14 protein-coding genes are annotated in these 13,908 nt (G+C 46.6%); 9 read left to right on the top strand and 5 right to left on the bottom strand.

Features of this window, described 5'->3' with window-relative positions; all coding sequences use genetic code 11:
- The first annotated feature begins 12 nt into the window (after window positions 1-12).
- Together DRW41_RS17015 and DRW41_RS17010 are read left to right on the top strand one after the other, a co-directional pair.
- On the top strand, window positions 13-609 hold the full coding sequence (locus DRW41_RS17015) for a xanthine phosphoribosyltransferase (protein ID WP_115453208.1): 597 nt from the start codon (window positions 13-15) through the stop codon (window positions 607-609).
- Window positions 606-1,898 carry a nucleobase:cation symporter-2 family protein gene (locus DRW41_RS17010; protein ID WP_115453207.1) on the top strand — a complete coding sequence of 431 codons (1,293 nt, stop codon included), beginning with the start codon at window positions 606-608 and terminating at the stop codon, window positions 1,896-1,898. Before DRW41_RS17015 ends, DRW41_RS17010 begins: the two co-directional genes overlap by 4 nt.
- A gap of 186 nt (window positions 1,899-2,084) precedes the next feature.
- Here the strand turns inward: DRW41_RS17010 and DRW41_RS17005 are convergent, their stop codons facing one another.
- Window positions 2,085-2,291, bottom strand: coding sequence for a GNAT family N-acetyltransferase (locus DRW41_RS17005; RefSeq protein WP_115453206.1), 207 nt, complete (start codon window positions 2,289-2,291; stop codon window positions 2,085-2,087).
- A 111-nt stretch (window positions 2,292-2,402) separates the two neighbouring features.
- On the opposite strand from DRW41_RS17005, the gene DRW41_RS17000 reads away from it, so the two are divergent.
- The 4 genes from DRW41_RS17000 (at window position 2,403) to DRW41_RS16985 (ending at window position 7,464) form a co-directional block, all read left to right on the top strand.
- A complete protein-coding gene (locus DRW41_RS17000) occupies window positions 2,403-3,956 on the top strand; it encodes an ABC-F family ATP-binding cassette domain-containing protein (RefSeq protein ID WP_115453205.1) in 1,554 nt (517 codons plus the stop codon).
- A gap of 214 nt (window positions 3,957-4,170) precedes the next feature.
- The gene (locus DRW41_RS16995; RefSeq protein WP_115453204.1) at window positions 4,171-5,061 is read left to right on the top strand and encodes a putative selenate ABC transporter substrate-binding protein; all 891 of its coding nucleotides are present in this window, start codon (window positions 4,171-4,173) and stop codon (window positions 5,059-5,061) included.
- 14 nt (window positions 5,062-5,075) lie between these two features.
- A complete protein-coding gene (locus tag DRW41_RS16990; protein ID WP_115453203.1) occupies window positions 5,076-5,837 on the top strand; it encodes a phosphonate ABC transporter ATP-binding protein in 762 nt (253 codons plus the stop codon).
- On the top strand, window positions 5,830-7,464 hold the full coding sequence (locus DRW41_RS16985) for a PhnE/PtxC family ABC transporter permease (protein WP_115453202.1): 1,635 nt from the start codon (window positions 5,830-5,832) through the stop codon (window positions 7,462-7,464). Before DRW41_RS16990 ends, DRW41_RS16985 begins: the two co-directional genes overlap by 8 nt.
- Window positions 7,465-7,504: 40 nt before the next feature.
- Here DRW41_RS16985 and DRW41_RS16980 read toward each other — a convergent pair whose 3' ends face one another.
- A complete protein-coding gene (locus tag DRW41_RS16980) occupies window positions 7,505-8,050 on the bottom strand; it encodes a GNAT family N-acetyltransferase (RefSeq protein ID WP_115453201.1) in 546 nt (181 codons plus the stop codon).
- The gene (locus DRW41_RS16975) at window positions 8,047-8,925 is read right to left on the bottom strand and encodes an arginase family protein (protein ID WP_181884612.1); all 879 of its coding nucleotides are present in this window, start codon (window positions 8,923-8,925) and stop codon (window positions 8,047-8,049) included. Before DRW41_RS16975 ends, DRW41_RS16980 begins: the two co-directional genes overlap by 4 nt.
- Window positions 8,926-9,082: 157 nt before the next feature.
- On the opposite strand from DRW41_RS16975, the gene DRW41_RS16970 reads away from it, so the two are divergent.
- The 3 genes from DRW41_RS16970 to DRW41_RS16960 all read left to right on the top strand — a co-directional run bounded on the left by DRW41_RS16970 (window position 9,083) and on the right by DRW41_RS16960 (window position 11,796).
- Complete coding sequence (locus tag DRW41_RS16970; protein WP_115453199.1) at window positions 9,083-9,880, top strand: SGNH/GDSL hydrolase family protein; 798 nt, start codon at window positions 9,083-9,085, stop codon at window positions 9,878-9,880.
- A 272-nt stretch (window positions 9,881-10,152) separates the two neighbouring features.
- Window positions 10,153-11,322 carry an MFS transporter gene (locus DRW41_RS16965; protein ID WP_115453198.1) on the top strand — a complete coding sequence of 390 codons (1,170 nt, stop codon included), beginning with the start codon at window positions 10,153-10,155 and terminating at the stop codon, window positions 11,320-11,322.
- A gap of 138 nt (window positions 11,323-11,460) precedes the next feature.
- Window positions 11,461-11,796, top strand: coding sequence for a hypothetical protein (locus tag DRW41_RS16960; protein ID WP_115453197.1), 336 nt, complete (start codon window positions 11,461-11,463; stop codon window positions 11,794-11,796).
- 282 nt (window positions 11,797-12,078) lie between these two features.
- Here DRW41_RS16960 and DRW41_RS16955 read toward each other — a convergent pair whose 3' ends face one another.
- Both DRW41_RS16955 and DRW41_RS16950 read right to left on the bottom strand, forming a co-directional pair.
- Complete coding sequence (locus DRW41_RS16955; RefSeq protein WP_115453196.1) at window positions 12,079-12,357, bottom strand: DUF2188 domain-containing protein; 279 nt, start codon at window positions 12,355-12,357, stop codon at window positions 12,079-12,081.
- 93 nt (window positions 12,358-12,450) lie between these two features.
- Entirely contained in the window at window positions 12,451-13,509 is a 1,059-nt protein-coding gene (locus DRW41_RS16950) for a mechanosensitive ion channel family protein (RefSeq protein WP_245959474.1), read from the bottom strand.
- Between the last annotated feature and the right edge of the window lie 399 nt (window positions 13,510-13,908).

Here is a 13,908-nt window from a genome sequence, read left to right as displayed (position 1 = left end):
AGGGGGATTAAGATGGAAAGCTTGAAGAGAAAAATCATTGAGGAAGGCCGCGTGCTTTCGGAGAATGTATTAAAGGTAGATGCGTTCCTGAACCACCAGATCGATCCCTTTTTAATGCGGGAAATCGGCAAGGAATTTGCAGGGCGTTTTGCGGCGGAAGGAATCACAAAAATTTTGACACTGGAATCGTCGGGTATCGCTCCATCGGTCATGGCGGGTCTGGAATTGAATGTGCCGGTTATTTTTGCCAGGAAAAGAAAGTCACTTACGATGACAGACGGCCTCCTGACCGCGAGCGTCTATTCGTTTACAAAACAGGAAACATCCGAAGTCTCCATTGCTTCTAAATATGTATCCCCTGATGACACTATTCTGATCATCGATGACTTCCTGGCAAATGGACAGGCTGCCCAGGCGTTGCTGAAACTTGCGGACGACGCCGGAGCCAAGGTATCCGGAATTGGAATTGTCATTGAGAAGTCGTTCCAACACGGAAGAAAACTGCTTGAAGCTAAAGGCGTCCGTGTCGAATCTCTTGCAAGGATCCAATCATTAAAGGATGGCAAGGTAACTTTTGTACAAGAAGCCGTGGAGGGGATCGCACGATGAAAAATGGGCTAGTAAAGACTTCCTCTCTTGGAATCCAGCACGTTCTTGCTATGTATGCGGGAGCTGTCATCGTACCGCTGATTGTGGGAAACGCCCTGAAAATGGACAGCGCTCAGCTGACCTATCTCGTTTCGATCGATATTGTAATGTGCGGGATTGCGACCATCCTACAGGTTTGGCAGAACCGTTTTTTTGGAATAGGCCTTCCTATTGTCCTTGGCTGCACTTTTACAGCTGTTGGCCCAATGATATCAATCGGGAGCCAATACGGGATTGCTTCAATTTACGGAGCAATCATCATTTCGGGATTGTTTGTTATTCTTGGCGCAGGGCTTTTTAGCAAGCTCCTGAAATTTTTCCCGCCCGTCGTAACTGGTTCTGTGGTGACTGTCATAGGAATTACCCTTATTCCAGTCGCAATGAATGATATGGCAGGCGGAGTTGGTAGCAATGATTTCGGCTCAATCACAAATATCGCCCTTTCATTCGGCACTATAATATTTATCATAGCGATGTACCGCTTTGCCAAAGGGTTTATCCGTTCCATTTCCATACTGCTCGGTCTTGCGGCAGGCACGTTCGCTGCATCCTTCACCGGCAAGGTAAATCTTTCAGCGGTTGGCGAAGCATCGTGGTTCAAATTACCTGAGCCCTTTTACTTTGCCGCTCCAGAATTTCATGCTGTACCAATCCTGACGATGATACTCGTCGCGATGGTCGGAATTGTTGAAGCGACAGGTGTTTATTTGGCGCTAGCCGATATATGCGGAAGAAAACTTTCAGATGAGGATATAGCGAAAGGCTATCGTGCCGAGGGTGCTGCTATCATATTGGGTGGTATTTTCAATTCGTTCCCTTATACGACTTATTCCCAGAACGTCGGCCTTGTCCAGCTTTCCGGCGTAAAAGGAAAGAACGTCATTTATACAGCCGGGGCGATGCTTGTGGTGCTTGGCCTTGTGCCCAAAATTGCTGCTCTGACAACGGTCATTCCCACTTCTGTTCTAGGAGGTGCGATGGTTGCGATGTTCGGGATGGTCATAGCCTATGGAATCAAGATGCTGAGCAAGGTGGAATTCGCTTCCCAGGAAAACCTTCTCATTATTGCATGCTCGGTCGGCATAGGGCTTGGCGTTACCGCAGTTCCTGATTTATTCAGCCAGCTGCCGGAAGGTGTTAAAATCCTGACGAACAACGGTATTGTGGCCGGAAGTGCCACGGCTATCGTCCTTAATCTTGTGTTTAACGTGTTTAAGCCGGCACCTAAGTCAGAGACGGTCAAAGCATAGATTGCTAAAGGGTGGATTCCAATTATGGAGTCCACCCTTTTTAGTGGATGAAATTTTGTAAACCGAGAGAAGAACGAATTCTTGCATTGTGTGAAAAATATTTCAACTAATTGTGAAAAGTATTTCTGTTGGTTTGAAAAATATTTCTAAATCCTTTGGAAAAATGTTCTCGTTCCTCGTTCGCTCTTAAACGTGGAGGCAGGAAAGTGTTTCTCCCCACGGCGCAATCCCTTTGTCTGCGAATCCCACGGATTTATACAGATTTTCCGCAGCTGTATTTTCTGGATTGTAGCCCACCATAATCCACTCGCAACCGCCCTTGCTTTTGAGCCACTCAATCACCGCCTCCATGCCTTTCTTTCCATATCCCTTCCCCCCTCTTTTTCGGCGCATCGCACATTGGTAGTAAACGTTATCCGTTAATGCCTATAGCCGTTTTCCGCAAAATCCTGTATTATAGGAAAATAGGTGTATTTTTAAGATAAAGTGAGGAAAAGAACAAAGATGGCGCTATTAACAGTTGAAAATTTAACTCATACATTCGGGGATCGCATCCTCTTTAAAGAAGTTTCCTTCCGCCTTTTGGCTGAGGACCATGTCGGCCTAGTCGGAGCGAACGGCGTGGGAAAATCAACATTAATGAATATCATTACAAACCAATTGATCCATGACGGCGGAAAGGTTGAATGGACACCCGGAGTTCAGTACGGATATCTTGACCAGCATACCGTCCTCACTCCCGGGCGCACTATGCGGGATGTTTTGCGGGACGCCTTCCTCCCTCTTTTCGAAAAAGAACGGGAATTGAATGAAGTTATCGCGAAAATGGCCGAGGCTACACCGGAAGAGCTTGAGGAGCTGCTTGAGCGGATGGGGGAAATCCAGGATGCGCTGGATGCAGGCGGTTTCTATACGCTTGATATTAAAATAGAAGAAGCCGCACGGGGCCTTGGCCTTGATGCGATCGGCCTTGATAGGGACGTTGCGGCACTGAGCGGCGGACAGCGGACCAAAGTTTTGCTGGCAAAGCTTTTGCTCGAGCAGCCAAGGGTCCTGCTACTTGACGAGCCTACCAACTATCTTGATGTCGAGCATATTCGGTGGCTTTCCGGATATCTGAAGGAATACCCGTATGCGTTCCTGCTGATCTCACACGATACGGAGTTTATGAATTCAGTTTCGAATACAATTTTCCACCTGGAATTTTCAAAACTTACACGCTATACAGCAACGTATGAAAAATTCCTGGAACTTGCGGAAATCAATAAGAATCAGCATATCAATGCGTATGAAAAGCAGCAGGAGTTTATCAAAAAACAGGAAGAATTCATTGCGAAAAACAAGGCTCGCTACTCGACGACAGGCCGCGCGAAGAGCCGCCAGAAACAGCTTGACCGCATGGAACGGATCGACCGCCCTGAAACAGCGATGAAGCCGACCTTCGAATTTAAGGAAGCCCGAAGCAGCAGCCGGTTTGTTTTTGAAGCGAAGGATCTTGAAATTGGGTACTCCCACCCCCTTCTGCCAAAGATGGACATGGTGATTGAGAAAGGCGAAAAAATTGCGATCATCGGCTGCAACGGCGTCGGGAAATCAACGCTCTTAAAAACGATGCTCGGAAAAATCCAGCCGCTGGGGGGGAAAATCGAACATGGCGACTTCCTCTTCCCTTCCTATTTCGAACAGGAAGTGAGGGCGATGGACATCACCCCGATTGATGACGTTTGGAATGAGTTCCCTAACCTCGACCAGCATCAGGTTCGTGCCGCGCTCGCCCGCTGCGGACTGAAAAACGAGCATATTTCCCGGCCGCTTAGCCAACTGAGCGGGGGTGAACAGGCGAAAGTCCGCCTGTGCAAGCTAATGATGCATGAAAGCAACTGGATCCTTTTCGATGAGCCGACCAACCATCTAGATGTTACAGCCAAGGAAGAGCTGCAGCGCGCCCTGAAGAATTACAAAGGCACCATCGTCCTAGTTTGCCACGAGCCTGATTTTTATGAAGGTTGGGTAACGAGGGTCTGGAATGTTGAAGAATGGTCGATGCAGGTAAAGTAATTAAGTTTTAGCACCCCGGTTCCTTTCGAATCGGGGTTTTATCTATTAAATTGCATGTTTCGTTTCCGCTATCGACAGTTTCGATAGGTTTTAAACTATTGTATCGATAATTTGAATGGTGGCTAAATGGTTAAATCCATTGTTATTTCTCCTTTTTTCTATAAAATTAACTGATGTTGAATAACCCACAAGAATTGACTGGAGGAGAAAATAAGTGAGAAAAATTTTAGCATTATTCATAGTATGCTTACTTGCCGTTGGCATGGCGGCCTGCGGAAATAAAAATGATTCGGCTAAGTCAGGGGCCGGTAAAGATACAACAAAGAGCGGCGAAGTGTTTAAGATAGGCGCTATACCTGATCAAAGCGCGACGGAAATGAAAAAGAGCATGGACGCTGTCGCGGAACACTTGTCCAAGGAAACCGGCATGAAGGTCGAATTCGTCCCTTCTGTCGATTATGCGGCGTTAGTCACCGCTTTTCAGCGTGGCGAAATCAAGCTTGCCTTTTTTGGCGGCCTTACTGGCGTTCAGGCAAGGAACCTTGTCCCCGAGGCTGAAGCGATTGCCCAGCGGCCGCGCGATGCTGAATTCCACTCTGTGTTCATTACCCAGGCCGATTCAGGCATCCAATCGCTTGCCGACGTCAAAGGCAACTCCTTCACATTCGGAAGCGAGAGCTCAACTTCTGGACATTTGATGCCTCGCTATTATTTAATGAAGGAAGGCATTGACCCTTCAAAGGATTTTGATGGGCAGCCGAATTTCTCGGGTTCCCATGATACAACATACAAACTGATTGAATCCGGAGCTTTCCAAGCCGGGGCCCTGAATGAAGCTGTTTGGGAAACGGCTGTAAAGGAAAAAAAGGTGGATACAACTAAGGTGCGTGTTTTCTACACGACACCATCCTATTACGATTACCACTGGACAATCAACAAAGTGGACAGCGAAACAAAAGATAAAGTAAAAGAAGCCCTCCTTTCGATGACGCCCGAGCAGTTGTCCGGGTTAAATATGTTCGCAACCGATAAATTTGTTGAAACAAAGAATGATAACTACCAAGCGATTGAGGAAGTTGCGAAAGAATTGAAGATTATCAAGTAACAGGTGTGAGGTAAATGAATGAAACAACGGCATTAGAGGCCAAATATATCACGAAATATTTTGGGAAGAAAACCGCGCTTTCTTCCCTTTCCTTTTCTATTCAAAAGGGCGAAAGGGTCGCTCTCATTGGCCCTAGCGGTGCGGGTAAGACGACTCTTTTGAATACAATCGCGGGTATTGTGGAACCCGACGAGGGCGGATGGGTGATTGCCGGAAAGCCTCGGGGTTCCTATAAAAGCGGAAAGGAATTCGCAAGAAAAGTAGGCGTCATTCGCCAGCATTTCGACCTCGTGCCCCAGCTCGCCGTCATCCATAATGTCCTAGCGGGTCGTCTTTTGGAATGGGGAGTGGCGAAATCGCTGTTCTCCCTCCTTTTTCCACGCGATAAAGCACTCGCCGTCGACTCATTGCGGCGTGTCGGATTGGCGGATAAACTCTATGAGGAAACTGGAAGGCTTTCCGGTGGCGAGCAGCAGCGCGTCGCCCTAGCCCGGATCCTTGTCCAAAATCCGGAAATTGTGCTTGCGGATGAACCCGTCGCCTCCCTTGATCCAGCCCGGGCGGAAGATGTACTGAACGCCCTTTCGTCAATTGTCGAGGATGAAAATCAGACGCTTATCGCCAGCCTCCACTCCGTTGATTATGCCCGGAAGTATTTTACCAGGATAATTGCCTTGAAGGATGGGGATATCTTTTTTGATCTTCCGACAAGCCGGGTCACCGATTCCCTTCTGGGAGAATTGTACAAGTTGAAGGAGCAGCCGCTAAATGGATAGGCCATTGTCATTTACCGCGTTAAGGCATAAGCGCCTTGCCCTGACTGCTGTTTTATTCCTTGTATTTGGATGGAGCCTTTTGTCTGTGGACTGGGGCCCCGGGCTATTGCATGCGGGCGGAGGAGCCATGGTCGTTGAGATTTTCAAAGGACTTGTCTCTCCCACTATTACTTTGGAAGTCCTGAAGCTTGGCATCCATGCTTCCTGGCTGACCATGGCCTATGCCACGGCTGGCATGTCACTTGCGTTCATGTATGCGTTCGTTGCCGGCGTACTCGCATCAGGGGTCCTGTCGAATGGCAAAAGCGCCAAATTTTTCTCCAAACTTTTCTTTCGGGGAATCCTTGGGTTCACACGGTCGATTCACGAACTTGTCTGGTCGTGGCTGTTCGTTGCTTCGGTCGGCTTATCGCCGTATGCAGCTATTTTTGCGCTTGCCATCCCATACGGAGGCATCCTGGGCAGGATTTTTGCAGATATGCTCGCAGATGTCCCGCTTGAGCCCATCACTGCCCTTAAAACAGCGGGGGCTTCGCGTCTCCAATTGCTGTTCTACGGCTATCTCCCTTTGGTACGCGCCGATTTTGTCAGCTATACGATGTACAGGTATGAATGCGCCATCCGTTCATCAGCCATTATGAGCTTTGTCGGGCTTGGCGGCCTAGGATATCAAATTCAATTATCACTTGCGGATGTAAAATACAGTGAAGTATGGACATACGTATATTTTTTAATCGCCCTTGTCATTCTCGTCGATTGGTGGAGCAGCCTTGTCCGGCGCTCTCTGCTTAATAGAGCTGGCAAACGGAACTGGGGCAAGGCTTCAGCGATGTTCGCGGCCGTGCTTGTAATCGTTTCTTGGTACTACGTTTATTTTGCTGAAGGAGCCAGCCTCTCGTCCCTTTTTACAAAAGAAAATGCGGATTACGCAGCGAAGTTTTTTGGCGGCATGCTCGGGATTGGTGAAGAAATTCCTGCTTTCATGCAGCCTTCGAGCTGGGGAAACGCGGTTAAATTGACGATGGAGACGCTGGTCATGAGCATCATGGCGATAGGCTTCGCGACGATAGCGGCGTTCCTGACTGTAATACCCGCGGCAAGGAATATCGCCGATGGCAGCCTTACCTCTTGGAAGCGATGGTATGATTGGCCGCTTTTTGCACTAGTCCGCGTTTCCTACATTTTTTCACGGGCGGTGCCGGAACTTGTCTGGGCGATGATGATTGTCTTTATTTTAAAACCTGGCCTTCTCCCGGGAGCGATTGCACTAGCCCTCCATAATTTTGGGATCCTCGGAAAGCTTTGGGCTGAGGTCATTGAAGATATGGATCCGAGGCCCGTCCGGAACCTTGCCAGTGCGGGCGCCTCCAAATGGCAGTGCCTATTCTATGGGGTTCTCCCTGCCGTTTTGCCTAAATTCCTGACATACATCCTTTACCGCTGGGAAGTCATCATGAGGACGACCATCGTTGTCGGATTTGTCGGCGCCGGCGGGCTTGGCCAGCAGTTTAAGCTGAGCATGAGTTTCTTCCACTATTCGGAACTTACATTGCTGCTCTTGTGCTATATGGTTCTGGTCGTTCTAGCCGATTTTGTATCGGAAACAGCGAGGAAGGCTGTAAAATAGCAAAAACGCCGTTGAGTTAATCAATGGCGTTTTTTAATTCTTAAGAATGGAGCGCTTCCCATTCTTCTTTTAAAATCCCCATTTTTATCGAGTCGTAATAAATGCCTTTATAAAGCCTGCATTTTCTGATGCGGGCTTCCATTTTCATGCCAAGTTTTTCGCCGACCTTCATCATTCTTTTGTTTCCTGACCATGTTGTATAGCCGATTCGGTGGATTGGAAAATGTTCGAAAAGATGCCCGATCCAAAGTTTGAAGGCTTCCGTCCCATATCCTCCATTCCAAAAATCCGGGTTATAAAGGACAATGCCCGCTTCAAGCCAGTTTGAAGGCTTGTGTTCCCAATAACAGGAGACGCTTCCGACCAGCATCCCGCCTGCCCAGATTCCCCATCTTGTATCAAGCCCTTCTTCAAGGAGGATTTTCATGCTGCTGACATATTCATCTTTTTCTCTTCTTTTCAAAGGAAAATAGGGCGCATCCCACTTCTTCCATTCAGCATCCTCATCCCCGTATATCATTTCCCATAAAACAGGGAGATCTTGAGCGACCAGCGGCTTCAGCGTTACTTTATCTCCTATTATCATACGTATTCCCCACTAGCAGAAATGGTTTTCCGCGCATTTAGGCCTTTAATAAGCAAATCGGCTATCGTTTCCGCGCTTTTGGCCGCCCCTTCCATGCCGGCTGCGAATTCGGTTATTTCAATACCCTTAACCCGTGTGTCCCTTAGGAGGACTGAGAACAAAACTGAGGCGGTTTTGAAATCCAGCCCGGTACTGCTAGGCGAATAAGCCGCGGGCATGATGCTTTCATGAAGGACATCCACATCAAAATGGACAAGAATGCCAGCATCCTCAGGAATACTTACCAAAATCCGGGAAAGTTCTTCGATTCCCTCTTCTGTATGGAACTTTTCATAAGGAATGTGCTCGATTCCAAGCTGTTCACCGGGAGTATGCGTGCCTATCGCCTTTATCCTTCCTGCTGGGATACGATTTCCTGTCCACCAAACATGAGTGTCCTGGGTAAGGAACCAGAGGCCCATCCCCGCAGCTCCGATGCAGCGGTTCGCTTGGGGAGCCACCGTATCGAGATGCCCATCAACGACGATAAGATATGTATTTTCCCCAAACATCTGTTGGAATGCCGTAAAAGCCCCCACTACGATGCTGCAATCGCCTCCTAGGATGACCGAAAAAGCATCCTTTTCAAAAATCGTTTCTTTCGTTTCGACAATTTCATCCCACACTTCCCTGGGCGCGGGCCAGTTCCGCACAGGCGGTATATTATGCCTGGCCAGCATTTTCCCTTGCAAAAGATTTCCTCTGTCTACAACAGTACAATCCATTTTTAATAGAGATGGCAGCAGATTGGTTTTTCTCAAAGCATCAGGCGCGAGTTCAGTACCTGGATGCAATCCGCCAGCGCAGCTTGGTATCCCGGCAACGATAATTTTCACAGCAATTCCCCCTTCCTATCATCATAAAAGATACAAAACGGAAGCGCCACTGCCAAAACAGTGTGGTGCCCGCAAAAGATGGCGGAATATGTTTATATTATTATCGGAAAATTTGAAATATAATCAAGGTTGAACACAATAGTAAAGGAGGAAGACGATGAAGCAATCAAAAATGAATATGATGCTAGTATTCATTCTCCTGTTTGGCGCCATTTTCGCGCCAACTGTATCAGCAGCAAACGTAGGCGGGAAAAAGCTGAAAATTGTATCGCTTGGTGATTCGATCACCTACGGCTGGAACCTTGACGAGGATAAGTCCAAGCCATCCGAATCCGCGTTCCCGAACTTGATCGGTGAACGGGACCATAAGGTAACAAATCTCAGCCAGCCAGGCTGGACGTCCTCGGAGCTGCTATCAGCAATTGAACAAAATCCTGAGTTTACGGATGCGATCCGGAAAGCAGATATCATTACATTGAACATTGGCAGCAATGACCTTCTCCAGAAAACAGGGATTATGGACATGGTGAATGGCAAAATACCGTTCAATAGAGACATAGTTCTGTACAAATCCTTAGAGGCGGCCGCCGAATTATCGGCAAACCTGGACAAAATCATCGAACACATTAAGTCGAAAACGGACGCACCAGTGATTTTATACACGCTGTACAATCCGTTTGGCTATGACCCAAGTAAACCTGCTACATTGCCACTCAATATGCTTGGCCAGGAGGTTCTTCAGCTAGTAAATAAAGCCGTTATCCTTCCCCAAGCAAATGCCGGTTCAATATTAATCGCCGATGCATTCATTGCTTTCGATGGAAAGCAGGCAGCGTACATACTGCCTAAGGACATCCATCCTACTTTGGCGGGTCAAGAAGTTCTGGCAAAATTGGCCGAGGAGCAGATTGTCGCGCTCGGCGACAAGCGTCTGAAACTCAAGTTCTCGAAATAACGTGTGAATGGCTGTCCGCAATGGTTTGCGGACAGCTATTTATTTGATAGCGAACGCTATCAATTCACTAGCATATTGATAGCGATTTGAAATTGCTTTGGATTCCGCCTGTTCTTTTAAATTTAGCTTCCCTAAATTCCTTCGTTTGGATAAAGTGTCCCTAAAAACGTAATATTTGACTTTTTCCTTATAAAATATAAGATTATCTTAGCCCTTTTAATAGTATTTTTGTGTGTGCTGCAATGTTGTAATTGGTCTTGGGAGTGAACTCGATGGTTAATACAAAAAAGGCTTTGCCTATATTGTTTCTGGTTATGTTTTTAGTAATGGTTGGTTTTGGGATCATTATTCCGGTTTTGCCCTTCTATGCGGAAAACCTTGGAGCAACCCCTACCCAGCTTGGCCTCCTTATGGCCGTCTATTCTTTGATGCAGCTTTTGTTTGCCCCGATGTGGGGAAGGATTTCGGATAAAATCGGCAGGAAGCCTGTCATGCTTGCCGGCATTGCGGGACTTGCAATCTCCTTCTTTTTAATGGCATTTGCCGGCTCTTTATGGATGCTGTTCGCGGCAAGAATTATTGGCGGCTTGTTATCATCGGCGAACATGCCAACTGTGATGGCGTATGTCGCGGATATAACAACTCCTGAAAACCGCAGTAAAGGCATGGGAATCGTCGGAGCCGCGGTCGGCATGGGATTTGTTTTCGGACCGGCAATCGGCGGGATTTTTTCAAAAAGCAGCATGAGCCTTCCGTTCGTCCTGGCAGGCTGTTCTTCCATTTTGACCCTTGTGCTTGTGGCGTTATTGCTTCAGGAATCTTCATCAAAGGAAAGCAGGGGCAGAAATTCCCAACAAAAGGCCCCTTTCAGTGTGGCTCTCCGAGGCGCTTCCGGCATGCTGTTCTTTTTGCAATTTTTCATATCCCTGTCGCTTGCGGGGCTTGAAGCAACTTTCGCTTATTTTGCGGCCAAACGGGCGGGGCTTGATTCTACAAGCCTTGGGTATATTTTTATGATCATGGGCCTCGCCGGAGCATTTGTCCAGGGTGGTCTGATCGGAAGGCTTACGAAAAAATTCGGTGAAGGAAAAGTCATCCAGGGAGGAATCATTGTTTCAGCAATCGGTTTTGCCCTGATCCTTCTTGTGGACAGCTTTACGACCGCGGCGGTGTTCCTGACGATTTTTGGCATTGGAAATGGCGTTATCAGGCCGAGTGTTTCCTCAGTGCTGACGAAAACCATCAATACGGGGCATGGCAGTGTTACCGGCCTCCTCTCTTCCTTCGATTCTTTGGGGAGAATCGCCGGGCCGCCTCTTGGAGGGCTGCTTTATTCCATTTCGATTGGCCTGCCGTATATTTCTGGAGCGGTTTTATCGATTGCGGCCCTATTCCTTTACCGTGTTTATCATACGCGGTTGAAGCATGGTGCCCTTTCTTAAATGACATTCATAAGGAAGTTAAACACTTCACCCTCCCGCTTAGAAGCGGCCGGTTTTTCTTACCGGCCGCTTTTTTGATGGATAAATTGGCTTTTCCAGCATATATTGTACAACCATACATAGAACGAGGTGGACAAAATGGGAAAGCAAAATAACTTCCATCTAATGTGCCTTGGTTTGCTGATTATAGCCGCGGCCTATTTGGATTCTCCATTTTCTTTTCTAAACAATGACTATTATTATGAAACGGAAACACCCCAACCCGCCCCCGCGGTTACACGCCCTGTTTCCAGAAATTTTCCTGAATACGAAATGATTCTTGTAGATGAGCGAAAAAACAATGGTTATATTATTGAAACATACAAGGAATATGAGGTCATTAAGGATAAGGAAGGAAAAATCATTGAAAGGAAACCTGGAACAAGGACCGAGGAAATAAGGTATCGTGATTACACTTTCCGCCAAGCTGAATAGTGCCTGCCGTAAATAAACAACCCATTGTCTGTTTTTTGGTAGAGCGGTTTCCCTAAGCTATTCGTCATAGTTGCTGAAGAGTTGTGATTCCCAAATTGGATCCCTGACTGCAGACGCTTTCCGAGGCGCTCGGTTTTTACGCTATTCCCCCCTTCACATTCCTTTCCGCTATATTTGCTTTATTAATTAAATAACCGGCAGGGAAATTTCCCGCCGGCATTATTAGCTTCAAAAAATTTTTCACTAAATATTAATCTCCTATCAGTCGGTTATTTTTAGTTTTTAATCGTTATCCTGATAATTATGCTGTAATTCTATTCGTCCCTCTTCGTTGTGAATGTAGGCCATCGTTCCAGCCTCTTCCGCAAGGCGTTTTGCCACATCAACGGCTTCCGACTTGGATCCGCTTGTCATTTCAGGGTCATTTTCCCCTTCCCGCTTGACCGCCCAGCCTTCCTCGTCATGGGGAACGACATGGAACCGCGCTTCATCAGTACCCGCCCTGTCTTTAAAATACTCTGCCTGTTCTTCGGAATGGATATGATTGTTTTTACCAGCCATGAGAAATCCTCCTTTGTATGTCTTACTAGCATTTACCCGTTAAAACCTTCCATAAAAACAGGAATTTTCTTCATTGGCAAAAATACAGGGAATTCATTTTTCTGAATCTGTTAAAATTGGCGGCATTTTTATTTTATGCTCATTAAAAAGCATTGAAATTGAATGCCGCAATTCGCTTTCGACCTTTTCCTTAACTTCAAAATTTGCAACCGGCAATTCAACGAAGAAATCCATCGCGCTATTCCTGAAATTAACGAATCTGATTTCAAGCTGGGATGACTTCAGAATGCCTTCACAGTTTTCTTTTATTTGATCGACGGCATCTTCCAGCAGGCGATGCACCAGTTTCGAATCAACCCCCTGGCTGACGCTTACCTTAACCTCGGCTCTCATTTCGGCACCGGTCCGGTTCTTGATGATCGTTTCAATAAAATATTGGTTAGGTATAATCAGAGTGCCTTCCTTCGCAGTCCTGATAAGCGTCGACCGGAGCCGAATTTTTTCAACCCTGCCAATTTTGCCATCAACCTCGATGACTTCTCCCACCTCAATTGGCCTTTCAAAGAGGATGATAATCCCGGAAACAAAGTTACCGGCAATATTCCGCATACCAAATCCAATTCCGATTCCAAGGACGCCAAAGATTGCACCGAGGGCTGTCAGGTTAATCCCGACAATCGTAAAACTGAAGGCAAGCGCGGCAATCATGACGGTATAATAAATTATCTGGTTGATGGTGTAGCTAAGCCCTCTGTCAACGTTGTAATGTTCGTATACATTGGCCAGCACATACCTTGTAAACAGCCTGATAATCCTGCTTGCCAATGTGACAATCATGAACGCGACAATGATCAGAAGAGCGGAGACCTTTATGCCATCTTTCGAATACAAAGGTTTCAAAAGCCATTTTGTAGTTGAAAAGTGAAAAAGGAACAAAATGACGATACCATAAAAAGATAACCAGTTCAGAAGCGAACCCACAGCGGGAAGGAACTTGTTTTTGCTTTCCGGATTTTTTAATTGGACCAGCTTTGCAATCGTTTTAAGGAGCCAGTTTCCAATCAGGATCAGCCCCGCGTCAATGAAAAACGAAACAACATTGCCAGTGGTTATCCCTTTTAGAAAAGGGAGCAATTCTATCACGTATATCACCACATTTTTCTTCCTTTATACGGAAATATACCTGTCCGAATCCCGTTATAAACATCGCTGCGGCCCCCCAAGGTATATACATCGGCCAGGAGGTACTCGCCATTCCTTTGAAAAATAAAAACAGCCCGTTCCCCGTATACAATCAAAGCCTATGGCATTCAGGCAAAACTGCTTGTTCTCTATTTTGGCAGAAACAACTACTCTAAACACAGAAATTTTGAAGGAATACCTTAGGTTTCCATTAGCGAACCAGCCTTTTTTTACCAAAAAATAAACAATACCGGAGTAGCCATCCGGTATTTTCTAAGGTCCTTTTAGACTATCTTTAAACAATATTAACCAAAAGGTCACATCCTATAAAAGAATAAACCTGTGCAGATTAATTCTACACAGGCACAT

Origin of the sequence: Neobacillus piezotolerans, assembly GCF_003362805.1 — a bacterium.
GTDB classification, from domain to species: Bacteria; Bacillota; Bacilli; order Bacillales; family Cytobacillaceae; genus Bacillus_D; species Bacillus_D piezotolerans.
The sequence above is the reverse complement of the archived record's forward strand: the minus strand, read 5'-3'. Positions and strand labels throughout refer to the sequence as shown.